The 25,554-nt window shown below is 65.3% G+C and carries 28 protein-coding genes; 13 read left to right on the top strand and 15 right to left on the bottom strand.

Annotated elements, in window-relative coordinates:
• Positions 1-86: 86 nt before the first annotated feature.
• From OH686_RS19370 to OH686_RS19320, 11 genes are all read right to left on the bottom strand, one after another.
• Positions 87-1,172, bottom strand: a complete 1,086-nt coding sequence (locus tag OH686_RS19370; protein WP_289534566.1) for a hypothetical protein — start codon at positions 1,170-1,172, stop codon at positions 87-89.
• Positions 1,172-1,843, bottom strand: a complete 672-nt coding sequence (locus OH686_RS19365; protein ID WP_289534565.1) for a hypothetical protein — start codon at positions 1,841-1,843, stop codon at positions 1,172-1,174. The genes OH686_RS19370 and OH686_RS19365 overlap by 1 nt, the downstream gene beginning before the upstream one ends.
• Positions 1,836-2,705 (bottom strand): hypothetical protein, encoded by an 870-nt coding sequence (locus OH686_RS19360; RefSeq protein ID WP_289534564.1) that lies wholly within the window; start codon positions 2,703-2,705, stop codon positions 1,836-1,838. Before OH686_RS19360 ends, OH686_RS19365 begins: the two co-directional genes overlap by 8 nt.
• Before the next feature lie 22 nt (positions 2,706-2,727).
• The gene (locus tag OH686_RS19355) at positions 2,728-4,818 is read right to left on the bottom strand and encodes a Tad domain-containing protein (RefSeq protein ID WP_289534562.1); all 2,091 of its coding nucleotides are present in this window, start codon (positions 4,816-4,818) and stop codon (positions 2,728-2,730) included.
• A gap of 29 nt (positions 4,819-4,847) precedes the next feature.
• Entirely contained in the window at positions 4,848-5,102 is a 255-nt protein-coding gene (locus OH686_RS19350) for a hypothetical protein (RefSeq protein WP_289534560.1), read from the bottom strand.
• Between the two features lie 179 nt (positions 5,103-5,281).
• Positions 5,282-5,812 carry an RBBP9/YdeN family alpha/beta hydrolase gene (locus OH686_RS19345; protein WP_289534558.1) on the bottom strand — a complete coding sequence of 177 codons (531 nt, stop codon included), beginning with the start codon at positions 5,810-5,812 and terminating at the stop codon, positions 5,282-5,284.
• A gap of 71 nt (positions 5,813-5,883) precedes the next feature.
• Positions 5,884-6,339 (bottom strand): hypothetical protein, encoded by a 456-nt coding sequence (locus OH686_RS19340; protein ID WP_289534557.1) that lies wholly within the window; start codon positions 6,337-6,339, stop codon positions 5,884-5,886.
• Positions 6,336-6,611 carry a hypothetical protein gene (locus OH686_RS19335; protein WP_289534556.1) on the bottom strand — a complete coding sequence of 92 codons (276 nt, stop codon included), beginning with the start codon at positions 6,609-6,611 and terminating at the stop codon, positions 6,336-6,338. The genes OH686_RS19340 and OH686_RS19335 overlap by 4 nt, the downstream gene beginning before the upstream one ends.
• Before the next feature lie 7 nt (positions 6,612-6,618).
• On the bottom strand, positions 6,619-7,326 hold the full coding sequence (locus OH686_RS19330) for a DUF4349 domain-containing protein (protein WP_289534554.1): 708 nt from the start codon (positions 7,324-7,326) through the stop codon (positions 6,619-6,621).
• A 103-nt stretch (positions 7,327-7,429) separates the two neighbouring features.
• On the bottom strand, positions 7,430-9,088 hold the full coding sequence (locus OH686_RS19325) for a cation acetate symporter (RefSeq protein WP_289534553.1): 1,659 nt from the start codon (positions 9,086-9,088) through the stop codon (positions 7,430-7,432).
• Complete coding sequence (locus OH686_RS19320) at positions 9,085-9,396, bottom strand: DUF485 domain-containing protein (RefSeq protein WP_137971454.1); 312 nt, start codon at positions 9,394-9,396, stop codon at positions 9,085-9,087. Before OH686_RS19320 ends, OH686_RS19325 begins: the two co-directional genes overlap by 4 nt.
• A gap of 215 nt (positions 9,397-9,611) precedes the next feature.
• Here OH686_RS19320 and OH686_RS19315 point away from each other — a divergent pair, with 215 nt between their 5' ends.
• The 4 genes from OH686_RS19315 to OH686_RS19300 all read left to right on the top strand — a co-directional run bounded on the left by OH686_RS19315 (position 9,612) and on the right by OH686_RS19300 (position 14,218).
• Positions 9,612-11,837, top strand: a complete 2,226-nt coding sequence (locus OH686_RS19315; protein ID WP_289534551.1) for a putative bifunctional diguanylate cyclase/phosphodiesterase — start codon at positions 9,612-9,614, stop codon at positions 11,835-11,837.
• A gap of 101 nt (positions 11,838-11,938) precedes the next feature.
• Positions 11,939-12,163, top strand: coding sequence for a DUF2061 domain-containing protein (locus OH686_RS19310; RefSeq protein WP_289534549.1), 225 nt, complete (start codon positions 11,939-11,941; stop codon positions 12,161-12,163).
• Between the two features lie 82 nt (positions 12,164-12,245).
• A complete protein-coding gene (locus OH686_RS19305) occupies positions 12,246-13,799 on the top strand; it encodes a glycoside hydrolase family 17 protein (protein WP_289534548.1) in 1,554 nt (517 codons plus the stop codon).
• 14 nt (positions 13,800-13,813) lie between these two features.
• On the top strand, positions 13,814-14,218 hold the full coding sequence (locus tag OH686_RS19300; RefSeq protein ID WP_289534547.1) for a carboxypeptidase-like regulatory domain-containing protein: 405 nt from the start codon (positions 13,814-13,816) through the stop codon (positions 14,216-14,218).
• Positions 14,219-14,221: 3 nt separating this feature from the next.
• On the opposite strand, the gene OH686_RS19295 is transcribed toward OH686_RS19300, so the two are convergent.
• Entirely contained in the window at positions 14,222-14,590 is a 369-nt protein-coding gene (locus tag OH686_RS19295) for a hypothetical protein (protein ID WP_289534546.1), read from the bottom strand.
• Between the two features lie 84 nt (positions 14,591-14,674).
• On the opposite strand from OH686_RS19295, the gene OH686_RS19290 reads away from it, so the two are divergent.
• From OH686_RS19290 to OH686_RS19275, 4 genes are all read left to right on the top strand, one after another.
• The gene (locus OH686_RS19290; protein WP_289534545.1) at positions 14,675-15,238 is read left to right on the top strand and encodes a hypothetical protein; all 564 of its coding nucleotides are present in this window, start codon (positions 14,675-14,677) and stop codon (positions 15,236-15,238) included.
• Between the two features lie 79 nt (positions 15,239-15,317).
• The gene (gene mlaY / locus OH686_RS19285) at positions 15,318-16,616 is read left to right on the top strand and encodes a lipid asymmetry maintenance lipase MlaY (RefSeq protein ID WP_289534544.1); all 1,299 of its coding nucleotides are present in this window, start codon (positions 15,318-15,320) and stop codon (positions 16,614-16,616) included.
• On the top strand, positions 16,609-17,379 hold the full coding sequence (locus OH686_RS19280) for an MlaA family lipoprotein (RefSeq protein WP_289534543.1): 771 nt from the start codon (positions 16,609-16,611) through the stop codon (positions 17,377-17,379). The genes mlaY and OH686_RS19280 overlap by 8 nt, the downstream gene beginning before the upstream one ends.
• 92 nt (positions 17,380-17,471) lie before the next feature.
• On the top strand, positions 17,472-18,320 hold the full coding sequence (locus OH686_RS19275) for a pirin family protein (RefSeq protein ID WP_289534542.1): 849 nt from the start codon (positions 17,472-17,474) through the stop codon (positions 18,318-18,320).
• On the opposite strand, the gene OH686_RS19270 is transcribed toward OH686_RS19275, so the two are convergent.
• Together OH686_RS19270 and OH686_RS19265 are read right to left on the bottom strand one after the other, a co-directional pair.
• Positions 18,317-19,519, bottom strand: a complete 1,203-nt coding sequence (locus tag OH686_RS19270) for a patatin-like phospholipase family protein (RefSeq protein ID WP_289534541.1) — start codon at positions 19,517-19,519, stop codon at positions 18,317-18,319. The two genes, OH686_RS19275 and OH686_RS19270, sit on opposite strands and share 4 nt — an antisense overlap.
• A gap of 40 nt (positions 19,520-19,559) precedes the next feature.
• Positions 19,560-20,495, bottom strand: a complete 936-nt coding sequence (locus tag OH686_RS19265) for a lipid A biosynthesis lauroyl acyltransferase (protein WP_289534540.1) — start codon at positions 20,493-20,495, stop codon at positions 19,560-19,562.
• A gap of 110 nt (positions 20,496-20,605) precedes the next feature.
• Here OH686_RS19265 and minC point away from each other — a divergent pair, with 110 nt between their 5' ends.
• The 5 genes from minC (at position 20,606) to OH686_RS19240 (ending at position 24,544) form a co-directional block, all read left to right on the top strand.
• Complete coding sequence (minC, locus tag OH686_RS19260) at positions 20,606-21,337, top strand: septum site-determining protein MinC (protein WP_289534539.1); 732 nt, start codon at positions 20,606-20,608, stop codon at positions 21,335-21,337.
• Positions 21,338-21,437: 100 nt separating this feature from the next.
• Positions 21,438-22,250 carry a septum site-determining protein MinD gene (minD, locus tag OH686_RS19255; RefSeq protein ID WP_137971441.1) on the top strand — a complete coding sequence of 271 codons (813 nt, stop codon included), beginning with the start codon at positions 21,438-21,440 and terminating at the stop codon, positions 22,248-22,250.
• Complete coding sequence (gene minE, locus OH686_RS19250) at positions 22,250-22,504, top strand: cell division topological specificity factor MinE (protein ID WP_289534538.1); 255 nt, start codon at positions 22,250-22,252, stop codon at positions 22,502-22,504. Before minD ends, minE begins: the two co-directional genes overlap by 1 nt.
• Before the next feature lie 56 nt (positions 22,505-22,560).
• A complete protein-coding gene (locus OH686_RS19245) occupies positions 22,561-23,196 on the top strand; it encodes an RluA family pseudouridine synthase (protein ID WP_137971439.1) in 636 nt (211 codons plus the stop codon).
• Between the two features lie 58 nt (positions 23,197-23,254).
• Positions 23,255-24,544, top strand: a complete 1,290-nt coding sequence (locus OH686_RS19240; RefSeq protein WP_289534537.1) for a M18 family aminopeptidase — start codon at positions 23,255-23,257, stop codon at positions 24,542-24,544.
• Positions 24,545-24,717: 173 nt separating this feature from the next.
• Here the strand turns inward: OH686_RS19240 and OH686_RS19235 are convergent, their stop codons facing one another.
• Complete coding sequence (locus OH686_RS19235; protein WP_289534536.1) at positions 24,718-25,434, bottom strand: UTRA domain-containing protein; 717 nt, start codon at positions 25,432-25,434, stop codon at positions 24,718-24,720.
• Between the last annotated feature and the right edge of the window lie 120 nt (positions 25,435-25,554).

Below are 25,554 nucleotides of genomic sequence, written 5' to 3'. Positions count from 1 at the left end.
ACCGGTTGCATGCCCTATCCCCTAGCGAATCAAAACTCTTGTTATGTCGGCCCGCGCCAGCACGGGCCTGTATTCTTTCGGCGGCTCTAGTAAGGCCCGCTCAGTGTCCAGTCGCTGGCACCCTCGGTGAGCAGCCAGCGGCCTCCGCAGCTGCCGCCCATATCGGCGCTGTCGATGTAGCCCAGGTTGTTGGTCGGCGACTCCACCACGGCGTTGTCGGTGGTGGTCACCTGATTGCCCGAGCCGTCGTCCTCGGTCTTGTCGAAGGTGTAATTGCCACTGCCCGGATAGGCGCTCAGCTCCGTATTGACCCAGTCCAGCCCGCGCACGACGCAACGTGAATAGCCATCCCAGTCGGCGATGGTGGAAGACTGGCTGAGAACCATCTCCACCAGCTCGCCATCGGGCACCTTCGTCGTGGAGTAGGTTTCGCCTGACACTTGGACCTTGGACAGGGAATAGATATAGCCGTCCACCTCGTAGCCGAAGTCGCTGGCCTTGCCGCTGCCGTCAAGCACCTTGACCGGGCGAGTGTCTACAACGGTGGCATTGCTCGGCACTTTGTCGGTCAATTCGCCTTCGAGCGGATCATAATATTGGTCGTTGACCTCATAGCCGAAGCCCACCACCTGGCCACCAACCACAAATGCCTTGAGCTCGAGCACGTTGCCATCCTCATCAACGAATACGCTGCCGGTACTGACACCGGTTAGAGTCTCCCCGTTGACTACGGCCACTGCCTCGCCGGTTTCTTCGTTGTAGGAGTAGATTCCGATGGCATCGCCATTGGCATCACGGATCACGTCGCCAGCCACGGTGCCGATCACATTGCCCTGCGCGTCGTATACGTAGTTGACCTTGCTCAGGGTCTCGGCCGGTGTGGGAGTGTCTCCTGTGCCGTCACCACCGGAAGTGTCGTCCTCTTCTTCTACCGTACCGCCATCGCCCTCGGGAGGGTCCGCTACCGCTACATCCTCGTAGTCCTGCACGGCACCGATGGTCGCTGAGTACCCTTCGTAGTTATTGTGCAAGGCATCAATCAGGGTCGGAATGCAACCACGGGTGGTGCCAGCAGGCTCGCAGGGCGCCAGGGTCAGGGCGGCGATGATGCTGCCCCCGACACCCAAGGCGACCAGGTACTCGGTCATCGATTGCCCGCACTGACGCTTCATCAGTGATCTACCCGGTTGAGCAGGATCTGCGTCTGGTCATCAGCAGCGGTTCGCAGGAAAACCACCGACAGCTGCTCCAGACCCTTGCTGTAGATCAGCGTGGCATTGTTCTGACTGAACGCTCGGCGGCTGAGCTGCCAGCCACTGCGTACCATTTCCGTCTGATACCAGCTCACCGCGCCGGCAATGCTGTCCGGGTGCAGCAGCATCACTAGCTGACCATCGCGATGAGCGTCCTGGCTCTGCATATCGGTCACCACCACGGCATCCGGCGGCACCGGCACGCCGGCGCCGAGCACGCGCCGTACTTGTTCATCTGCGGGAGGATTGACCAGCATCAGGCGCCCGGTGGTCTGGGAGCCAACGGTGCGAGCCTGAACCATCATCATGCAGTCTTCGTTAAGATGCAGTACCTGCTGCCAGGCGCCAAAGGTAGTGATGTCCTCCGCGCCCGCCCAGCGCTCTTGGTAAAAGGCGAGTACCGTCTGCAAAGCGGCATCGGTGCGAAAGCCCTTCACACTCATCGGCATGTTGTTCCACTGCATGGCCTCGGCCACTGTGGTCAGCTGCATGTCGTCCATGGTCGGGAAATCGTCGAAATCGCACTCACCCCGCGCGACCAAAGGCATCGCGAATACGGTGAGCAGCAGAAGAAGGTCGCGCTTATTCATCGAAGTAACAGAAGCCCAGGTCGCACTGCACATCGGCATCAGGAATCGGCTCGGTACCCACATAGCCGAAATCCACGTCGGCGAAGCTGGGCTCGAAGATGCCGATGAAGTCGATCACCGTGTTGATGACTGCGTTGTCCATCATGGTGCCAATGGCGAAGTCATCCACCCGTTCCTTGAAGTGGTGTTCACCCTGGGCGTTCCAGCCATCGGCGAGGATGGCGCCGTTGGCGGTCATGGTCAGCCCACCAGGAAGGAACTCCGGTCCGAGAAAACCAGCACCAGTCCTGGCCTCCAGGCCTGCATTGCCGAGATTGACATTGGCGCTAATGGAAGGCTTGAAATAGTTTTCTTGTGGGTGGGCGACCTGCAAGAAATTCTCATCGTCTTGCAGCTTGAGCATGGTCAGGGGACTGATCAGCGCTTCCATGCCGGTGTTGTAGAGTCCCAGCACGTCGTAAGCGACAGATTCGGTCTTATGCGGGTTGAGGCTGCCATTGTCGACCCCGCCGTCGCCGAGCATTGACGCACCGTTGCTCCAGCGCCACAAGGCATGTTGGCTGCCGGCGGCGATACCGGACACATCGCTACTGGCCAAAGGCTCCGGGGCGCTGGCGAAGCTCAGCAAACGTTTCTCACCACTGGCGCTGATGGCCGCGTCACTGCGTACCGCAACATCGTAGCCTGGCTCGGTGGTTTCGCCGGGCTGGTCGCCGTTGTCGAACCAGACGGTTCGTTCCCAGGTCGCATAGCGCCCCAGCTGCTGAGTCTGGAAGCTCATGTCGAGCAGCTTGCCCAGGGTTGGCACCACCAAAAACAGGATCAGCAGCACGCCCGCAGTCATCACCACGAACTCGGCCATCGCCTGTCCGGCGCAGCGACGATCAGGGCGCATATTTTTCCAACTCACTGAGTACCGCATCCTTGGCCGTGCCGGTGACCTGATCGAAGACCTCGTCGACTATCTCCTCGGCATAGGGTTTGACCGGGTCGTCCACGTTCTTCAGCAGTTGTTCCTTGGCCGGCTCGGTGAGCGACTCCATGGCCAGATCGATCACCCACTCGGCGACGCCCATCACTCCACTGGATAGATCCAACTCGCCGATCAGCTCGAAGGGGTCGATTTCGCCTGTGGCAATCATCATGACGATAGGGCTCGGCTCACGCAGGCGCGCGTCCCAGAACGGACTGAACTGGCTGGCCACCTCATCCGCGTCGCGCGGGCTGGCGAAGTAGGTCTCGGCCGAGGACACAGTCATCAGCGCGTCGGTTTCCTGCCACATGACAGTGGCGTAGGCACCGTCCAGCGCCCCGTCGATCGGTCCCTGGGTATCCAGCTGGAAGCGGTGCAGGTTATTCCCAGAAGAGCCCATTAGATTGAGCCCGTCCTGGCTGTCGGTGGTCGGCACGTCCCTGAGTTTCTTGGCCACCGCGATACTGAACTCGTGACTGGTGCCGGACTCGGCGAACGAGTCGTTGAGAGCGAAGAAGGACGGCGGCCCGGCGTAGTTGGTCTGCACATCGGCCGGCAGGGTGCCGTAGATGTTGCGCACCTGTCCCCAGCCATAGGTGACTAGATGCACCATGTCGAAGGCCTCGCCGTACATGCCCGGCGCCAGCCCGAATTCATCCATCAGCGGGAAGCCCCACTGTGGCGCGCTTAGCATGGCGTCCTCCTTCTCCGCCACCAGCTGCTGGGTCGCGCCGCTGATCGGCATGCCGAAGCCCAGGGGAATGTTGCCGTCGATCAGGGTGAGGCACTTAGTACCGACGAAGGGGAACCACAGGCATAGTTCGACCGCCAGGTCGACGTCCAGCTTGAAGCCCAGCGAGGTGTAGTCGATCGAAGTCCAGCCATAACGCTCGATACCGTCCGGGGTGGAAGCCGTACGTGCGGGATTGAAGCGGTATGCGGTACCACCGTCGTTGAACGAGCCCATCTCCAGAGTCAGGCTGAAGGTGATGCTGATGGGGCCCAGTGGCAGAGTGATCTCCGGTGTAGTCACTGCTGGTGGACCGAGGTTGAAGTGGCGGTCGCTCAGCCAATCGTTGCGATTGTCATTGATCACGGCCGCGAAGCGCTTGTAGGCCTCCTTGGCATCCTCATTGTCTGAAGGTTCGCTGGCACCGGGCTTGGGCTTCTTGTAACTCTCCGGGTTGGTATCCACCAGCATGGTTTCGGGACCATTGAGGCCACCGAGGAAGGAGCCAACTACTTCATCGGTAGTCGAGGGTTCCTCGTTGGCTGCGCCCGCACTGCCATTCGCGCCACCACTACTGCTCATGGCACTGCTAGCCTGGGAGTAGAGGCTTTCGTAGCTGAACATATCGCCGAAGTAGGTCAGCGCCGTGTTCTGGGTAAGGAAGTAGTAGCCCAGCAGAGGGATGTAGAGATCATCGCTGGGGTCGGCATCATTTCGGTTCTGGTGCGCCTCCACCACATCGATCATGCCCTCGATCTGCGACTCCACCGTGGCCAGGGCGAAGGCCTTCTGGAACAGGGACAGGGCCATGTTGAAGTAGGAGACGACGGTCGGATAGAAACCGATCATCGGATTGGCCACCATATCGATGCCGTAACCGATGGCAATGTAGGGGAGATACGCCAGCTTCAGCATGTCGGCCAAATTGGGCCGCGGCGCGGGTGGAACTACCGGAATTTGGTAGGCGGGAAAGGAATCCAGCCAGCTGGGAATATCCCTGTAGCGTTTGGCCCAGGAACCCATGGCCACCATCTGCCCCACGGACAGCTCGTTGGCGATCATCGCGCGATTGGTATAGGCGATGAAGTTCTGGTTACGGGCGAACAGCTTGGCCTGGGTGTAAACCGCCGCATCGGCGGCGTTTTCCAGCTGCACGCGGTCGCGGGTGAGGATGCCATGGTTGTACACCAGCAGCATCGCCACCACGGCCACACCCAAAAAGAGCAGGCCAAAGACGATGGCCTGCCCTCGTTGGGCAGCGCGACTGACCACCTGAGCCTCGCGAACGGGCTAGACGCTAATCAGTCTTCAGCTTGCTGGAAGTTGCCGAGATCGTAATCCTGGGAAGCTTCGGCGCCGGCAGCGGTACCGGAGGCGGCACCCTGGTTGGTGGCGGCCTGTCCCCCCAGCTCCGCTGCCATATCACCCACCTGACCGCGAACGGTATCGCCGAACAGGTTGTAGACGACGATGGCGGCGATCGCGATCAGCGCCACGATGATGATGTACTCGGTCATGCCCTGGCCGAGCTGGCGCGCGCGTGCTTTGAAATTCATGAGATTGCTCCTGTTTTCTTATGGTGATGGCGTATCTATGGCAGATGGCCAATACACTACCAAAGTTGTAGGAAATCGTCTCAAAAAACCTCAGAGAAACGCTTGACTTTGACCAAATGATCAGGTTTCAAGTCAAGGAAAAGGGCTGAGATAACCACCCTTGAGCGGCGCAAACCAAATCAGATGAGAAGCGATTGCAACAGCGCTTTGCCTTCCTGCCACTCGCCCAAGCCACTGTCGCCGTTGATATGCCCCTTCGCGCCGACGTTGTGCCAGCGGCTTCCCCAGCGCGTGGCGGCGCCATGGGCGTGTTCCAGGCTGCTGTAGGGATCGTCGCTGCTGGCCACCACCAGGCTGGGGAAAGCCAGTGGCAGGTCGGGCACCGGCACGAAGCCCTGGATGTTCAGCTCCTTCGCCGGCCCTTCCGGGTCGGGCGGGGCCACCAGCATGGCGGCGCGGATGCGCTGGCGGGTCTGCGCGGCCCAGTGGGCGACCAGGCCGCAACCCAGGCTGTGGGCGACCAGCACGGTCTGCGGTCCGCTGGCTGCCACGGCTTGTTCCAGGGTCTCGACCCACTCCGCGCAGACCGGATTCCACCAGTCGCGCTGCTCGACCCGGCGAAAGCGCGGGTCCTGTCGTTGCCACAGGCTCTGCCAATGCTCGGGGCCGGAGTCGCCGTAGCCGGGGATGATCAGAAAGGTGGTATCCATCGCGTTGACTGCCTTGTCGAAAAACCCGCGCACACCATGCCGCAAGCACGGCGCAGGCTCAAGCGCGGGGCTCAGCCGGCCCTGGACTGGAAGTAGAACACCCGCCAGCGCCCTTCCCTATCGCGGCGCAGCTCAACCGTCATCAGGCAAGGACTCTTCTCGAAACGGAGTTGAACGCTGGGCATTTCCACCTCATGGCCCGCCAGCCAGCGGCGCAGGCGATTGCCGTTGGACTGGGGCGGATGCGGCTCTCCAACCAGGGGCAGATGCTCCGCCGAACACAGCTGGCGAGCGGCAAAGGGCTGGAACTCCTTCAGGTCACGCCCTACCAGGCTTTGCCTCTTGAGCGTCAATTCGTAGGCCTGCTCCAGCCGTCCCTCCTGCAGCAGCGTGAGAAATTCGCGGGCCACGCCAGCCGCCGTCGAATAGGCATAAGGCACCTTCAGCCAGGCATAGCCGCCCGCCACGGCCACGGCCACGGCCAGCAATACGATCAATCCGAGCAGCCCCGCCGTACGCCGTTTCATAGATCCACCCCATCCACGTCACGAAACAGCCGACCGGGTTGACGCAGCAGCCAAAGCAGCAGGTTCACCGGCAACTCGACCAGCAGCTCCAGCGCATCGAACCAGGGGCTGTCCGCCTGCCGATTGCGCGGCCACAGCCAATAGGCCAGCAGGAAGCACAACGCCATGCCGAGCAGGCAGGGCCACAAAGGCCCGCCCGACAGGCCATGCACCAGGCAGGCGATGCCGGCGAGCAACACCAGCGTCGCCAGGAGCGCGCGCAGCGTCTCCATCAGCCGATCACTCGCGAATGACGAACAGCTTGACCACGAACCACTCCGCGCCCTTGTACAGGTAGCCCAGGGGCCCGTAGATGGTGGCCGGCTTCGGTGGTTCCTGCTGCTGCAGCGCCACGCGGATGGTGGACATCTGGATCTGGTCCTTGAGGATGCGCATGCGCGCCTCCATCGAGTCGATCTCGGACTGGATGCGATTGAGCTCCGCCTCGATCAGCAGGATGTCCTTGACGTCCTTGGCCTTGGCCAGCAGCTCGCGGAAGCGGTCGCGCAGGGCCAGGTTGTTCTTCAGGCGGGTTTCCACGTCGACGTACTGTTCGGTGACATCCTCGCCCTTGACGTGGCGACGCTGCACGGTACCGCTGCGTTCGACGTCGCCCAGCGCTTCATTGAAGGCGTCCTTGGGCACGCGGTAGACGAAGCTCTGGCTCTGGCTGCCGTAGTCGCTCTTCTCCTCCACATAGCCGCCGAGGGCGATCATGCGCGCGCTCAGCTGCTCGGCGGACTTGGCGAGGTCGGCCACTTCCACGGAAAAGTCGGCGGTCCACACCAGCAGGCGGCCGCTGGTCTTGCCCTGGGTGGGCGCATAACCGGCACTGACCGGCTCGGCACCTGCGCCGCCGACATCGCCGCCCCTGGAGGAGCAGCCCATCAGCAGGCTCAGGCAGACAGTCAGGGCAATGGCGCCCCAACGGCAGAAAGACGTGTTCATCCCTGAGAGTCCTCGGTTCATCCATACGAATGGGCGGCGATCATACAGACGCCCATAAAAAAGGGCAGCCCGAAGGCTGCCCAGTCACACGGAGATATCGCTATCAGTGAGCCGAGGCACCGCTGGCGCCGAGACCGGTCTGCGAGCGCACGAACTGCGGGTAGAAGCGCGCACGCTCCTCGTCCGCGGCGGTGGACTTGTCGGTGATGGAGAAGAACCAGATACCGACGAAGGCAACCAGGATCGAGAACAGCGCCGGGTACTCGTAGGGGTAGATCGGCGTGGCGTTGCCGAGGATCTGCACCCAGATGGTCGGGCCGAGGATCATCAGGCCAACGGCGGTGATCAGACCCATCCAGCCGCCGATCATGGCGCCGCGGGTGGTCAGCTTCTTCCAGTACATGGAGAGGATCAGCACCGGGAAGTTGCAGCTGGCGGCGATGGAGAAGGCCAGGCCGACCATGAAGGCGATGTTCTGCTTCTCGAACGCGATGCCCAGGCCGATGGCCAGCACACCGAGGATCACGGTGGTGATCTTCGACACGCGCAGCTCATCCTTCTCGTTGGCCTTGCCCTTCTTGATCACGCTGGCGTAAAGGTCGTGGGACACCGCCGAGGCACCGGACAGGGTCAGGCCGGCGACCACCGCGAGGATGGTGGCGAAGGCCACGGCCGAGATGAAGCCGAGGAACAGGCTGCCGCCCACGGCATCGGCCAGGTGCACCGCCGCCATGTTGTTGCCGCCGATCAGCAGGCCGGAGGCGTCCTTGAAGTCAGGGTTGGTGCCGACCAGCAGGATCGCGCCGAAGCCGATGATGAAGGTCAGGATGTAGAAGTAACCGATGAAGCCGGTGGCGTAGAACACCGATTTGCGCGCTTCCTTGGCGTCGGAGACGGTGAAGAAGCGCATCAGGATGTGCGGCAGGCCGGCGGTACCGAACATCAGCGCCAGGCCCAGGGAGATTGCCGAGATCGGGTCCTTCACCAGGCCGCCGGGGCTCATGATCGCCTCGCCTTTCGGATGGGCCTTCACTGCCTCGGAGAACAGGGTGCCGAAGTCGAAGCCGACGTGCTTCATCACCATCAGCGCCATGAACGAGGCACCGGACAGCAGCAGCACGGCCTTGATGATCTGTACCCAGGTGGTGGCCAGCATGCCGCCGAACAGCACGTAGCAAACCATCAGGATGCCGACCAGCACGACGGCCACGTGGTAGTCGAGGCCGAACAGCAGCTCGATCAGCTTGCCGGCGCCGACCATCTGCGCGATCAGGTAGAAGGCCACCACGACCAGCGAACCGCAGGCGGACAGGGTACGGATTTCCTTCTGCTTGAGGCGGAACGAGGCGACGTCGGCAAAGGTGTACTTGCCCAGGTTGCGCAGGCGCTCTGCGATCAGGAACAGGATGATCGGCCAGCCGACCAGGAAGCCGATCGAGTAGATCAGGCCGTCGTAGCCGGAGGCGAATACCAGGGCGGAAATACCCAGGAAGGACGCCGCCGACATGTAGTCACCGGCGATCGCCAGGCCGTTCTGGAAGCCTGTGATGCCGCCGCCGGCGGTGTAGAAATCAGCCGCCGACTTGCTGCGTTTGGAGGCCCAGTAGGTGATGTAGAGGGTGAAGCCGACGAAGGCGACGAACATGACGATGGCCGCCATGTTCAGCGGCTGGCGTTGCACCTCGCCTTCGAGGGCGCCGGCGGCCCACAGGGCCGGGGCGGCGACCATCAGGCCGACGGCGGTGAGGAGACGCGCGATCATTTCTGCACCTCGTCCAGGATTTCCTGGGTCATGCGGTCGAATTCGCCGTTGGCACGCTTGACGTAGATGCCGGTCAGCACGAAGGCCGAGAGGATCAGGCCGACACCCAGGGGAATGCCCAGGGTCATCGGCGAGTCGTCGCTGATGCGCGTGCCGAGCAGTTGCGGATCGAAGGCGATCAGCAGGATGAAGGCCACATAGAGGCCGAGCATGATGGCGGAGAGAATCCAGGCGAAGCGGTCGCGGGTGGCGACCAGCTCCTGGAAGCGCGGACTCTGCTCGATCCGCTTGTAGACGCTGTCGTTCATTGTTGTTGTCCTCCACAGCACGAGTTACTGGTGAGGCCACTCTGCGAGCGACTGGCGGGGCGAGACAGACGACCTTAGTCGTAACTGCCATGCGCTTTCGACCAAAGTCTTAGCGCCATCGGCGGCGGCCTTGGCATTTGGTACGAGCGTCTATACTCACCAACTCCCGAGCCTGTAGTCCCCTCCTTGCACCCTGTCCGCTGAGGTCGCCTGCTATGGATTGGCTAGGTCTGCGCTTTCTTACCACTCAGCCCGATGGGGCACAGATTCTGCTCGATTGCAGCCACGCCCCGGAGCTGGTGGTGCTGGCCTATGTGCTCGCCTGCGTCGCCGGTTACGCCACCCTCAGCTTCGCCGAACGGGCCGGCCATGCCGACCGCGCCGACGCGCGGCGCAACTGGTGCGCGGTCGGCGCCCTGAGCCTGGGTGGTGGCGTGTGGGGCATGCACTTCGTCGCCATGCTCGCCTTCCAGGCGCCGGTGGCGGTGCGCTACGACCTGCCGACCACGGTGTTCTCCCTGCTGATCGTGATCCTCGCCGCCCTGCTGGCCATGCCGGGCCTGGCCAAGGATCGGCCGACCCTGCGCCAGCGCCTGCAGGCGGCGCTGTGCATCGGCTTCGGCATCGGTCTGATGCACTACAGCGGCATGGCCGCCATGCGCTCGGAGGCGCAGCTTTACTACCGGCCGGGACTATTCGCCCTGTCCCTGGTGATCGCCGTGGTCGCCAGCCTGGCGGCCCTGCAGCTGTCATTATTCTTCCGCGGCCGCGAGGGTTTCCTGCATCAGCTGCTGCGCATCATCGCCAGCCTGGTGATGGGCGGCGCCATCGTCTCCATGCACTTCACCGGCATGTGGGCCCTGGAGATGGTGGTGCCGCTGGGCACGCCGCTGCAGTTGCAGAGCCCGGCCAATGCCCTGCAGCTGGGCCTGAGCATCGCCCTGATCGCCCTGCTCGCCATTGGTGGCGGCCTCGGCGCGGCCTGGGCCGACCGCAAGCTGCAGCGCAAGGAGCACGACCTGCTGCGGGTCAACTCGCTGCTCAGCCAGCTCAACCAGGCCCGGGCCTCGCTGCAACAGGCCGCCCACTACGACCCGCTGACCAACCTGCTCAACCGCCGCTCGTTCAACGAGGTGTTCGCCGAGAAGCTGCGCAGCCACGCCCAGCAGGGCCAGGCGCTGGCGCTGATGTTCCTCGACATCGACCACTTCAAGCGGATCAACGACAGCCTCGGCCACGACGCCGGCGACCAGTTGCTCAAGGAAGTGGCCGAGCGCATCCGCCATACCCTGCGCGACCAGGACGTGGTGGCGCGCTTCGGTGGCGACGAGTTCTGCATCCTGGTCAGCCTCAGCCGCATCGAGGAGGCCCGCGCCCTGGCGCGGCGGATCATGGCGCGGATGAAGAAGCCGATCACCCTGGCGCGCCGGCATATGGTAATGACCACCAGCGTCGGCATCGCCATCTACCCCCGCGACGGCGAGACCTGCGAGGAACTGCTCAAGCACGCCGACCTGGCCCTCTACCAATCCAAGGGCAGCGGACGCAACGCCGTGCACTTCTTCAGCGAGCACCTGCGCAACAAGGCGAGCATGGAGCTGGAGCTGGAAGAGGAACTGCGCCAGGCCCTGAAGAAGGACCGCGGCCTGCTGCTGCACTACCAGCCGATCCTCGACCTCGGCAGCGGACGCATCGGCAAGCTGGAGGCCCTGGTGCGCTGGCAGCATCCGCGCCTGGGCCTGCTCAGCCCCGACCGTTTCATCGGCATCGCCGAGGCCAACGGCTTTATCGGCGAGCTGGATGCCTGGGTGCTGCGCCGCGCCTGCCAGGATCTGCGCCAGCTCACCGCCAGGCATGCGCACCCGGACCTGCGCGTGGCGGTGAACTGCTCGGCGCTCAACCTCAGTCACGACGACCTGCCGGACGAAGTGGCGCGCGCCCTGAAAGCCTCCGGCCTGCGCGCCCAGCGCCTGGAGCTGGAGGTGACCGAGAACGCGCTGATGAGCAACGTCAATCAGGCCCTCACCCTGCTGCAGCGCATCCGCGATCTGGGCGTGGGCATCTCCATCGACGACTTCGGCACCGGCTACTCGTCGCTGGCCTACCTCAAGCGCCTGCCGCTGGACACCCTGAAGGTCGACCGCTCGTTCATGCTCGAACTGCCCGGCGCCAACGCCGACCGGCAGATCGTCCAGGCCATCGTCGGCATGGCCCACACGTTGAATCTGCAGGTGGTCGCCGAGGGCGTAGAGAATGCCGAGCAGCTGGCCTTCCTGCGCCAGCTGGGCTGCGACTATATCCAGGGCTATCTGCTCAGCAAGCCGCTGCCGCTGGAGTCGCTGGCGCAGTTCCTCACCGACTTCGAGGCCGGCCAAGCGGGCACCGAGGTGCTACCGGCCGGGGAGCGCGCGGAGAAAATCGATTTCCTGAAATCGATATAGTCTGACTATCGAAATCATGACCAAGGTCGATTTCCCCGGATCGGCAGCCAAGACTAAGGTTCACCTCAACGAAGAACAATTCTCATTCATCGAGGTGCGCCATGCTCAAGACAGTGACCTTCACCCTCATGCACTTCTGCATCGCCTTCAGCGTGACCTACGCGCTGACCGGCAGCGTCGCGGTGGGCGGCCTGGTCGCGGCGGTGGAACCGCTGTGCAACTCGGTGGGCTTCTACTTCCATGAAAAGATCTGGCAGCGCTTCGAGAAGCCGGGCCAGTCGCGCGATGCGATTCCCAAGCACGCCTGGTTGCATCATCACGCCTGACATCGCATTGCGCCCGAACTGTCCGCGGGCGCCCGGCTTCCGCTAAGATGCGCGGCTTTGCCACCTCGCAGCAGCAGCCGACATGACCTCAAGCCCACGCGCCACTCTTCTGCCCTACCTGTTCGCCCTCCTGCTCGCCCTCGCGGCGCTCGGTGCCGTCTGGTATGGCGTCGGCCGGCCCTTGGAGCTGGGCGACGTGGCCACGCCCACGCACAAGCTGCAGTGCGCCTCCTACACGCCGTTCGGCAAGGACCAGTCGCCCTTCGACCAGCCCCTGCAGATCCGCCGCGAGCAGGTGGAAATCGACTTCGCCCAGCTGGCCACCCGCTTCGAGTGCGTGCGCACCTACTCGCAGATCGGCCTGGAGGCGCTGCCGGAGCTGGCCCGCAAGCACGGCCTGAAGCTGCTGGCCGGCGCCTGGGTGAGCAGCAACCCGGTGGACACCGAGCTGGAAATCAAGGCGCTGATCGCCAACGCCAAGGCCAACCCGGACGTGATCCAGGCCGTGATCGTCGGCAACGAGGCCCTACTGCGCAAGGAAGTCACCGGCGGCCAGCTGGTCAAGCTGATCGAGCGGGTCAAGGCCGAGGTCGAGCAACCGGTGACCTACGCCGACGTCTGGGAATTCTGGCTGCAGTACCCGGAAGTGGCGCCGGCGGTGGACTTCATCACCATCCACCTGCTGCCCTACTGGGAAGACGATCCCACCGGCATCGACGCCGCACTGAACCAGGTCGCCAACGTGCGCCGCACCTTTGGCAATGCTTATGCCCCCAAAGACATCCTGATCGGCGAAACCGGCTGGCCCAGCGAGGGCCGCCAGCGCGAGACGGCGCTGCCGAGCCGGGTCAACGAGGCGCTGTTCATCCGCGGCTTCGTCAAGATGGCCGAGGAGAATGACTGGCACTACAACCTGATCGAGGCCTTCGACCAGCCGTGGAAGCGCGACAGCGAAGGCGCCGTCGGCGGCTACTGGGGCCTGTTCGACGCCGACCGCCAGGACAAGGGCATCCTCGCCGGCCCGGTGTCCAACCTGCCGCATTGGCCGCTGTGGCTGGGCGCCAGCGGGCTGCTGCTGCTCGCCGCACTGATCCTCGCCGGTCGCCCGGCCTCGACCCGCGCCGCCCTGCTGCTGCCGCTCACCGCCGCCTTCGGTGCTGCCTGCGCCCTGGGCTGGAGCGAACTGGCGCTGATCACCAGCCGCTACTGGAGTGAATGGCTGTGGGCCGCCGCCCTGCTCGGCCTCAATCTGCTGGTGCTGGCCCATGCCGTGCTGGCCCTGTCGGCCCGTGGCGGCTGGCGCGAACGCGCCTTCGCCTGGCTGGAGGCCCGTGGCGGCTGGTGGCTGGCCGCGGCCGGTTTCGCCGGTGCGGTGCTGATGCTCGGCCTGGTGTTCGACTCGCGCTACCGCAGCTTCCCCAGCCTGGCCCTGCTGCTGCCGGCGCTGGTCTACCTGTGCCGCCCGGTACGCGCGCCACGCCGCGAGATCGCCCTGCTGACCATCATCGTCGGCGCCGGCATCGCCCCGCAGCTGTATCAGGAAGGCCTGCACAACCTGCAGGCCATCGGCTGGGCGCTGACCTGCGCCCTGCTGGTCGGCGCCCTGTGGCGCAGTCTGCGCCTGTCGCGCGACTGAAGGACGGGGCAAGGATGCCCAAACTGCTGCTTCTACCGCTCCTGGCCTTCAGCCTGAGCGCCTGCGTGCCCTACCCCGCCTACCGCACCACCCAGCCCAAGGCCGAGCTGCGCGTGCTGGACGAACAGGGCCGGCCCCTGGTCGGCGCCAGCGTCACGCTGATCGGCCGCGCCCACCCGACACCCGTCGAGCAGTCGCGCGAAACCCGCCAGACCGATGCCGACGGCATCGCCCGCTTTGCCAGCCGCCACGCGTGGCAGAGCGAGGTGCTGTTCCTGCACGGCCGCCTGGATTACTACTGGGAGTGGTGTGTAACGGCGCCGGGCAGCGGCACCGTGCTCGCGCCCTATCAGGCGCAACAGCAGGTAGTTCAGCTGAAGCCAGGCGTTGTCGAGCCCTGCCCGACACCCCGCCACTGAGAATCAGGCGACGCGCGGCGCTCGCACTAGGCGCAGGCCGGCCAGCACCAGGGCGAACACCGCCAGGCTGGCGCTGTACAGCACCAGGGCCGGTATGCCGACGAACAGGGCCAGGCCGGCCAGCACGCGACCGACCTTGCCCGGCGCGATGAAGCCGAGCACGGCCAGCACCAGCGCCGTCCAGGCGATCACCCGGAAGTGGATCAGGTAGCCGAGGCTGGCACGAGCCTGGCACTCCCAGCGCGCCGCCTGCTCCACGCAGGTGCCCACCCACTGGCCGTCCTCCATCAGGGCGAAGCGCACGCCATAGCTGGCCGCCAGCCATAACGGCAACACCAGCAGCAACAGCAGAAGGGGAAAATGGCGGGACATCATGGCGCTCCGGTGGTCCGAAAAAGGCGCCCAGCTTAATCCGCTCGCGCCCGAGCGCAAGACCGGAACACTAGAATTGCCGTCATGAACGCCCGCCGCCTGATATTCACCCTGCTCCTGCTGACCGTCCTGGCGCTCGGTTGGCAGTGGCTGCGCCCGTCTCCCGAGCCGCCAGTGGCCACGCCGGACGGCGTGATGCGCATCAACGGCCACACCATCACGCCGCTGCAGCCGTTCCAACTGGAGGCCCTGGTGCTGGGCCGCGAGGACTATCGCTTCGACCGTGGCGCGCGGGTCTCGCCCACCGACCTGGCCCTGGGCTGGGGACCGATGGCCGATCCGCAGGTGCTGGCGCGCATCGACATCAGCCAGGCCAATCGCTGGTACCGCTGGCGCACCGACGACTTCCCCATCCCGCGTCGCGACATCGAGACCCACAGCGCCAACATGCACCTGATCCCGGCCGACGCCGCCGTGGCCCACGCGCTGGAACGGGTCGAGCCCGGTCAGCGCATCACCCTGGCCGGGCAGCTGGTACGGGTGGATGGCGACGACGGCTTCCACTGGCAGAGCTCGCTGAGCCGCGACGATATCGGCGAAGGCGCCTGCGAACTGATCTGGGTGCAGAGCCTCAGCTCGCTCGAGTAAACGAAACGGCACTCCCGCCGCTTGCACTTGTCATAAGCCCGGTATTCACTTCAGCAGTCCTTCGCCAAGGAATCCGGCCATGCCCCGCCTCCCCCTCCTTGCCGCCCTGTTCGGCGGTCTGTTGTTCGGTGCGCCCGCGCTGGCGGCCGATGTTCCTCTCGCCGGCTACGGCTACCCGCTGGACAACCCCTTCGAGGCGACCATCGCCAGCACGCCGCCGGAGCTGCGCCCAGAGCTGCCCAGCGACGACGACATCGACCAGGCCGACTACGACCTCAAGCTGCGCCCCGAACGCGAGTTCGAGCTGCCGGAAAACTTCTGGCCGGTGACCAAGCTGCGCTATCGCCTGGCCGAGCAGGACGGCCGCGCGCCGCTGATCTTCATCATCTCCGGCACCGGCGCCAGCTACGCCAGCGGCAAGACAGAGGAACTCAAGCGCCTGTTCTACGGCGCCGGCTACCACGTGGTGCAGCTGTCCTCTCCGACCAGCTACGACTTCATGAGCGCCGCCTCGCGCACCGCCACTCCCGGCCTGTCGCGCCAGGATGCCGAGGACCTGTACCGGGTGATGATGGCCGTGCGCGCCCAGCACCCCAAGCTGGACGTCAGCGAGTTCCACCTCACCGGCTACAGCCTGGGTGCGCTCAACGCCGCCTTCGTCAGCGAGCTGGACGAGCGCCTGCGCAGCTTCAACTTCAAGCGCGTGCTGCTGCTCAACCCGCCGGTCAACCTGTACACCTCGGTGACCAACCTGGACCGCCTGGTGCAGACCCGTGTCGCCGGCATCGACAGCAGCACCACCTACTTCGAACTGGTGCTGAGCAAGCTGACCCGCTACTTCGAGGAGCAGGGCCACATCGACCTGAACGACGCGCTGCTCTACGACTTCCAGCAGTCCGGGCAGAAGCTCAGCAACGAGCAGTTGGCCATGCTGATCGGCAGCTCGTTCCGCTTCTCGGTGTCGGACATGGCCTTCACCGCCGACCTGATCAACCGTCGCGGCCTGATCACCCCACCGAACTATCCGATCAAGGAAGGCACCAGCCTCACCCCGTTCTTCAAGCGTGCCCTGCAGTGCGACTTCGACTGCTACATAGTCGAACAGCTGATGCCCTACTGGCGCGAGAAGTACAGCGGCGGCAGCCTGCCGCAGCTGGTCGATGAGGTCAGCCTGTACGCCCTGGAGGGCTACCTGAAGAAGAGCCCAAAGGTGGCGGTGATGCACAACGCCGATGACCTGATTCTCGGCCCCGGCGACATCGGCTTCCTGCGCCGCACCTTCGGCGAGCGCCTGACCCTGTACCCGCGCGGCGGGCACTGCGGCAACCTCAACTACCGCGTCAACAGCGACGCCATGCTGGAGTTCTTCCGTGGCTAGAAAATGGACTCTCTCGCTCGCCCTGCTGCTCGCCAGTGGCCTGGCCCAGGCCGATACCGCGGTGGATGAAGACGGCTTCACCAATCCGCTCGACCGGCTGCAGTTCAACCCCTACCTGGACCAGCGCGAGTTCGAGCGCTCCACCACCAGCGCGCTGCATGTCTACGACCCCTGGGAGCCCTGGAACCGCCGGGTCTACCACTTCAACTACCGCTTCGACGAGTGGGTGTTCCTGCCAGTGGTGCGTGGCTATCGCTACGTCACCCCGGGCTTCGTACGCAGCGGGGTGAGCAACTTCTTCGGCAACCTGGGCGATGTGCCCAACCTGCTCAACAGCCTGCTGCAGCTCAAGGGCAAGCGCTCGCTGCAGACCACCGGGCGCCTGCTGGTCAACACCACGGTCGGCGTCGTCGGCCTATGGGACCCGGCCACCCGCATCGGCCTGCCCAAGCAGAGCGAGGACTTTGGCCAGACCCTGGGCTTCTACGGCGTGCCGGACGGCCCCTACGTCATGCTGCCGCTGCTCGGCCCGTCCAACCTGCGCGACACCGGCGGCAAGGTGTTCGACTTCGTCGCCGAGAGTCAGATCAACTACCTCAACGTGGCCGAGGTCAGCAGCGATCATCCGGAGATCACCGCCCTGCGCGTGGTCGACCTGCGCAACACCACCAACTTCCGCTATGGCCAGCTGAACAGCCCGTTCGAGTACGAGAAGGTGCGCTACGTGTACCGCGAGGCGCGCAAGCTGCAGATCGCAGAGTGATCTATTTGATCGATATATAAGCGGTAGATTTCGCAACCATTTATTCAATTCATGGCGATAGCATGGGCACATTCCACAGATGAAGGTGCCCCATGACCCAGTTTCGCCAAGTGATCGCCCAGCACATCGGCCAGCCCGCCTCGGACGGCGCCGGCGTGCGCCTGACCCGCGTATTCGGCGGTGCCGGCATCGAGCGTTTCGATCCTTTCCTGATGCTCGACGAGTTCGGCTCGGAGAACCCGGACGACTACATCGCGGGCTTCCCGCCGCACCCGCACCGCGGCTTCGAGACCATCACCTACATGCTCGAAGGGCGCATGCGTCACGAAGATCACCTGGGCAACGTCGGCCTGCTGGAAAGCGGCGGTGTGCAATGGATGACCGCCGCCCGCGGCATCATCCACAGCGAGATGCCGGAACAGGAGGAAGGCGTGATGCGCGGCTTCCAGCTGTGGCTCAACCTGCCGGCCAAGGACAAGCTGGGCGACGCCGGCTACCGCGACTACGCGCCAGGGGAAATCCCGCGTTTGACCACAGAGGGCGGCGTAGACGTGACGGTGATCGCCGGCCGTTTCGACGATGGCCAGGTGCAGCAGGATGGCGCCGTGCAGCGCCCGCATACCGCGCCGCAGCTATTCGACCTGCACCTGCCGGCAGGCAGCCGCCTCTCGCCGCGTCTGGCCAATGGCCAGCGGGTGATGCTCTACGTCTACGAGGGCGAGCTGGCGGTCAACGGCCACACCGTCGGCCAGAGCCGCCTGGCGCGCCTATCCGACGTCGGCGCCATCGAGATGGGCAGCACCGGTGGTGCGCGAGTACTGCTGATCGCCGGCATGCCGCTGAACGAACCGATCGTGCAGTACGGGCCCTTCGTGATGAACAGTCGCGAGGAGATCGAGCAGGCCCTGCGTGATTTTCGCGACGACCGCCTGACGGCCTAGCTCACCGACGCCGCTGCAGCCTCCGCCGCCTCTTCGGCCACGCCGAGAAAGCGGCACAGGGCGCCCTTCTGCGCCATGGCGTCCTGGTAGCCCAGCTCGATCAGCTCATTGCAGTAACCCGGCTCGAACAGCAGGTAGCTGAGCACGCCGGCGCCGCTGGCGCGGGTGGCGCCCGGGCCGCGCAGGAAGAAACGCATGGCCTTGGGCAGCTCGTGGCGGTGACGCGCGGCGATCTGGTCCAGCGGCTGGCTCGGCGAGATCACCAGCACCTCCACCGGCTTCAGGCCCAGGCCGCGCGGATGCAGCCCCGAGGGCACCAACTGGCTCATATGGTTGAGCCGCTCCAGGGTCTCGATGTCGCCTTCCAGGCTGTCGATAAAGGTGCTGTTGAGCATGTGCCCGCTGATCTGCGCCAGGGTCGGCGGCAGGCCGCTGCGCGGACGCACCACCTGCTGGTTGGCGCCCTTGCCCAGTGGATTGCCACTCACCCCCACCACCAATACCCGGTTGGCCCCCAGGTGCAGCGCCGGACTGATCGGCGCCGACTGGCGCACCGCGCCATCGCCGAAGTATTCGCGGTTGACCTTCACCGGCGGGAAGATCAGCGGGATGGCCGCGCTGGCGAGCAGGTGCTCCAGACTCAGGCGGGTGGGCACACCGACGCGACGGTGACGGAACCATGGATCGATGGTGGCGCGGCCCTGGTAGAAGGTCACCGCCTGCCCGCTCTCGTAGCCGAAGGCGGTCACCGCCACCGCGCGCAGCTGGCGCATGCGCACCGCCGCGGCGATGCCGGAGAAGTCCAGTTCGCGGCCGAGCAGGCCACCCAGCGGCGAGCTGTCGAGCAACGCCACTGGCAGGTCCTTGCCCATGCCCAGCATGCTGTGGCCGAAGAAGCGCCCGGCCTGGCGCAACACGCCGGACCAGTCGCTGCGATACACGTCGCCACAGTGGAAGGCCTGCCAGACCTCGGTCAGCCGGCGCACCGCGCTGGCGAAATGCAGGGCGCCACAGGCCAGGCCGACGGCGTTGATGGCGCCGGCCGAGGTACCGACGATCACGGGGAAGGGATTGCGGCAGGATTCGCCGAGCAGATCGGCGATCGCCCCCAGCACGCCCACCTGATAGGCCGCCCGGGCTCCGCCGCCGGAGAGGATCAGCCCGGTGACGGGCCGCGCTACTGCTACTGCTTGGGTCATGGAGCGGCTTCCGCTTTTTTCTAGCGAGTATAGGGGCCCGCTACTTGCCGCGCTTGCGATACAGCTTGGGCTCGCCTGGCGGGCGCGTCTTGAAGCGCCGATGGGCCCACAGGTACTGCTCGGGGTGCTGGCTGACCGCCTGCTCGATCCACTGGTTGATGCGCAGGCAGTCGGCCTCCTCGCTCTCGCCGGGGAAGTCCTCCAGCGGCGGGTGGATCACCAGGCGGTAGCCGCGGCCGTCGGCCAAGCGCTCCTGGGTGAAGGGCACCACCCGTGCCTTGCCCAGGCGGGCGAACTTGGTGGTGGCGGTGACGGTGGCGGCGCTGATGCCGAACAGCGGCACGAAGATGCTCTGCTTGGGGCCGTAGTCCTGATCCGGCGCATACCAGATGGCGCGGCCGGCGCGCAGCACCTTGAGCATGGCGCGGATGTCCTCGCGCTCGATGGCGGTGGCGTCCAGGTTGTGGCGCTCGCGGCCGCGGCGCTGGATGTAATCGAACAGCGGGTTCTTGTGCTCGCGGTACATGCCGTCGATGGTCTGCACCCGCCCCAGCAGCGCCGCGCCGAGCTCCAGGGTGGTGAAGTGCAGGGCCATGAGGATCACCCCCTGCCCCTGCTTCTGAATCTCCTGCAGGTGTTCCAGCCCCTCGATATGCCCCAGGCTGGCCAGACGCGGCTTGGCCCACCACCAGCCCATGGCCGTCTCGAAGAAGGCGATGCCGGTGGAGGCGAAGTTCTCCTTCAACAGACGCTCGCGTTCATCTGCGCTCAGGTGGGGGAAGCACAGTTCCAGGTTGCGTGCGGCGATACGCCGACGCGAACCGGCCACCCGGTACATCAGCGCGCCCAGGCCACGGCCCAGCACCAGCAGCATCCGGTACGGCAGCTGGGCGATCAGCCACAGCAGGCCCATGCCCAGCCACAGGGGCCAGAAGCGCGGATGGAGGAAATAGGCGCGAAATTGCGGGCGATCCATAGTGATTCCGGGCAGACAACGAGGCCCAGCATTCTACAGAAGTCCTCGCGGCTTGCGGCGCTGCGGCCTTCTCGTTATAAGTCGTGCCCATTCAATGCAGTGGGCGAACCATGAGCCAAGCCGATCTCCTCGACCAAGACCCCGTGTTCCAGCTCAAGGGCAGCATGCTCGCCATCACCGTGCTGGAACTGGCGCACAACGACCTGGAGCGCCTGGACCGGCAACTGGCCGAGAAGGTCGCCCAGGCGCCCAATTTCTTCCAGAACATCCCGCTGGTGCTGGCACTGGACAAGCTGCCGGAAGGCGAAGGCGAGCTCGACCTGGGCAAGCTGATGAAAGTCTGCCGCCAGCACGGCCTGCGCACCCTGGCCATCCGTGCCAGCCGCGAGGACGACATCAAAGCCGCCGAGGCCCTGGACATTCCCGTGCTGCCGCCATCCGGCGCGCGCGAGAAGCTGGTCGAGCCGGTGGAGGCGCGCAAGAAGGAAGTGAAGCCGGCCGAGCCGCAGTACAAGCCGACCAGAATCATCACCACGCCGGTACGCGGCGGTCAGCAGATTTACGCCCAGGGCGGCGACCTGGTGGTGATGGCGCCGGTCAGTGCCGGTGCGGAACTTCTCGCCGACGGCAATATCCATGTGTACGGTCCGCTGCGCGGCCGCGCCCTGGCCGGCGTCAAGGGCGATGCCAAGGCGCGGATCTTCTGCCAGCAGATGGGCGCCGAGATGCTCTCGGTGGCCGGCCAGTACAAGACCGCCGAGGACCTGCGCCGCGACCCTTTATGGGGGCAATCGGTACAGGTCAGCCTGTCGGGTGACGTGTTGAACATCACCCGCCTTTAACGGATACTGCGGCCCAATTTCAGGGACCAAAAGGGGCATTCGGAAGCCAGTTTACCGGCGCCGGATTTCCCGATTTTTCATATATTTGGGGTGAATCACCTTGGCCAAGATCCTCGTAGTCACTTCCGGCAAGGGCGGCGTGGGTAAAACCACCACCAGCGCCGCCATCGGCACCGGCCTCGCCCTGCGCGGCCACAAGACCGTTATCGTCGACTTCGACGTGGGCCTGCGTAACCTGGACCTAATCATGGGTTGCGAGCGCCGCGTGGTGTACGACTTCGTTAACGTGATCAACAACGAAGCGACCCTGACCCAGGCCCTGATCAAGGACAAACGCCTGGAGAACCTCTACGTCCTGGCCGCCAGCCAGACCCGCGACAAGGACGCCCTGACCAAGGAAGGCGTCGGCCGCGTGATCGACGAGCTGGCGCAGAACTTCGAATACGTGATCTGCGACTCCCCGGCCGGCATCGAGACCGGTGCCCACCTGGCCATGTACTTCGCCGATGAAGCGATCGTCGTGACCAACCCGGAAGTCTCCTCGGTACGCGACTCCGACCGCATGCTCGGCCTGCTGGCCAGCAAGTCGCGCCGCGCCGAGCAAGGCCAGGAGCCGATCAAGGAGCGCCTGCTGCTGACCCGCTACAACCCGGAGCGCGTGACCAAGGGCGAGATGCTGGGCGTGGAAGACGTCGAGGAAATCCTCGCCATCAACCTGCTGGGCGTGATCCCCGAGTCCCAGGCCGTGCTGAAGGCCTCCAACCAGGGCGTACCGGTCATCCTCGATGACCAGAGCGACGCCGGCCAGGCCTACGGCGATGCCGTCGACCGTCTGCTGGGCAAGGATGTGCCCCATCGCTTCCTCGATGTGCAGAAGAAAGGACTCATGCAACGCCTGTTTGGAGCGCGCTAATGAACATTTTCGACTTCTTTCGTGAACGCAAGAAAGAAACCCCTGCGTCGATCGCGAAAGAGCGTCTGTCGATCATCGTCGCCCACGAGCGCGGCCAGCGCAGCCAGCCGGACTACCTGCCGGCCCTGCAGAAGGAACTGGTCGAGGTGATTCGCAAGTACGTCAAGATCGAGCAGGATCAGGTGCACGTGGCGCTGGATAATCAGGGCAGCTGCTCCATTCTGGAACTCAACATCACCCTGCCGGATCGCTGATCCGCCCGTGGTGAGCGACGGCGGCCCTGGCCGCCGTTGTCATTTGTGGAATGCCCATGCCGCTGTCGAACATCGAGATTCTCCACCAGGACGACGCCCTGCTGGTGATCAACAAGCCCACCCTGCTGCTCTCGGTGCCCGGCCGCGCGGAGGACAACCGCGACTGTCTGGTGACCCGCCTGCAGGAAAACGGCTACCCGGAAGCGCGCATCGTCCACCGCCTGGACTGGGAAACCAGCGGCATCATCGTCCTGGCCCGCGACGCCGACAGCCACCGCGAGCTGTCCCGCCAGTTCCACGACCGCGAGACCGAGAAGGCCTACACCGCCCTGTGCTGGGGACAGCCGGAACTGGACAGCGGCAGTATCGACCTGCCCCTGCGCTACGACCCGCCGACCAAGCCGCGCCATGTGGTCGACCATGAACAGGGCAAGCACGCCCTGACTTTCTGGCGCGTGCTGGAGCGCTGCGGCGACTGGGCGCGCGTGGAGCTGACGCCGATCACCGGCCGCTCGCACCAGCTGCGCGTGCATATGCTGTCCATCGGCCACCCGCTGCTCGGCGACGGCCTGTACGCCCACGAACAGGCCCTGGCCGCCTGGCCGCGCCTGTGCCTGCACGCCAGCATGCTCAGCCTGACCCACCCGACCAGCGGCGAGCGCCTGCGCTTCGAGTGCCCGGCGCCGTTCTGACGCGACACCTGGCCGACGCAGTGCGATAAACTCGGGCCATCGCTGTCCGGAGTCCGTTATGCGCGCTGAGCTGAATCAAGGCCTGATCGAGTTCCTCAAGGCCTCGCCCACCCCCTTCCACGCCACCCGCAGTCTGGCCCAGCGCCTGCATTCCGCCGGCTTCCGTCCGCTGGACGAGCGTGAGCCCTGGCATACCGAGCCGGGCGGGCGTTACTACGTGACGCGCAACGACTCCTCGATCATCGCCTTCCGCCTCGGCAACCGCGCGCCGCTGGAAGGCGGCCTGCGCCTGGTAGGCGCGCACACCGACAGCCCCTGCCTGCGCGTCAAGCCGCAGCCGGAATTGCAGCGCCAGGGCTTCTTCCAGCTCGGCGTGGAAGTCTACGGCGGCGCCCTGCTCGCCCCCTGGTTCGACCGCGACCTGTCGCTGGCGGGCCGCGTGACCTTCCGCGAGGGCGGCAAGGTGCAGAGCCAGCTGATCGACTTCGAACAGCCGATCGCGGTGATCCCTAACCTGGCCATCCACCTCAACCGCGAGGCCAACCAGGGCTGGGCGATCAACGCACAGAACGAGCTGCCGCCGATCCTCGCCCAACTGGCCGGCGACGAGCGCGGCGACTTCCGCGCCCTGCTCGCCGACCGCCTGGCCAGCGAACACGGCATCGCCGCCGACGCGGTGCTGGACTATGAGCTGAGCTTCTACGATACCCAGGGCGCCGCGGTGATCGGCCTCAACCAGGACTTCATCGCCGGCGCGCGTCTGGACAACCTGCTGTCCTGCTACGCAGGCCTGCAGGCGCTGCTGGCGGCCGAGGGCGACGAGAGCTGCGTGCTGGTGTGCACCGACCATGAGGAAATCGGCTCCTGCTCGGCCTGCGGCGCCGACGGCCCGTTCCTCGAGCAGGTGCTGCGCCGCGTGCTGCCGGAGGGTGACGCCTTTGTCCGGGTGATCCAGAAGTCGCTGCTGGTGTCGGCCGACAACGCCCATGGCGTGCACCCCAACTATGCCGAGAAGCACGACGCCAACCACGGCCCCAAGCTCAACGCCGGCCCGGTGATCAAGGTCAACAGCAACCAGCGCTACGCCACCAACAGCGAGACCGCCGGCTTCTTCCGCCACCTGTGCCTGGCCGAGGAAGTGCCGGTGCAGAGCTTCGTGGTGCGCAGCGACATGGGCTGCGGCTCGACCATCGGACCGATCACCGCCAGCCAGCTGGGCGTACGCACCGTGGACATCGGCCTGCCGACCTTCGCCATGCACTCCATCCGCGAGCTGGCCGGCAGCCATGACCTGGCCCACCTGGTACGGGTGCTGACTGCGTTCTACGCCAGCGCCGAGCTGGCCTGAAGGAAGTAGCCCGGATGCAATCCGGGAGCGGAGCTGCCTGCCTCCCGGATTGCATCCGGGCTACGGGCTGGGTGAGGAAATAAGGGCGAGCGGCCTGCAGCTCCCCTCACCCTACGCGGGCCGCCCTGCCCCTCTCCCAAAGGGCGAGGGGAAATCAGCCGCTTCCTCCTTCTTCAATCCGGCACTTCGACACTGACCCGCACGGCGTCGTGGCGCCAGTACTCCACGTCGCAGTCGATGATCCGGCCGTGCTGGTCGCGGTTGACCCGGGTGATGCACAGCGCCGGGCTGCCCGGCGTCGCCTTGAGGTTGAAGGCGGCGTCCACCGGCAGCGCGGTGGGTAGGATGTCGAAGCCGACCCGGCCATAGCGGATGTCATAACGGCTGGCGTACAGCTCAGTCAGCGACGCGGTCAGGTCGGCGTCGAGAATGCCGGGGAAGTAGGTCGGATTGAGGTAGTGCTCGACGTACAGCACCAGCCGCCCATCGATGCGCCGCACCCGCCGGATCTGCAGCACCGCCGACAGCGCCGGCAGCTCCAGGCGCTCGCAGATATCCACCGGCGCCGGCATCAGCCGCGCACTCAGTACCTCGGTCGACGGCACTCTGTCCTGCTCGCGCACCATGGCGTGGAAGTGGCTGCGCACCAGCGGGTTGTAGGCCAGGCGTTGGGGCGAGACGAACCAGCCACGGCGCTCCTCGCGGTAGATCAGCCCCTCCGCCTCTAGCTGCCCCAGCGCCTCACGCAGGGTGATGCGGGTGGTCTCGAACAGTTCGCTGAGCTTGCGCTCGGCCGGCAGCTTGCCGCCCTGTGGCAGCAGGCCGTGGTCGATCTGTTCCTGCAGCGCACGACAGATGGCGGTGACGGTACGGGGCGCTTCTTCGCGCATGCATTTCTCCCAATCTGGCATAGACCAGCACCAAGCCGGTGCAGGCGCCGCCCATGCTAGGCAGCCTAGATGAATGTCCGATGACAGCCAGATTTCCTCGCCAACGACCTGCATGCCGCA

The organism is Pseudomonas sp. SO81 (assembly GCF_030374125.1).
GTDB lineage: Bacteria > Pseudomonadota > Gammaproteobacteria > Pseudomonadales > Pseudomonadaceae > Aquipseudomonas.
Note: the sequence above shows the minus strand (reverse complement) of the source record. Positions and strands in the feature narration are given on the sequence as shown.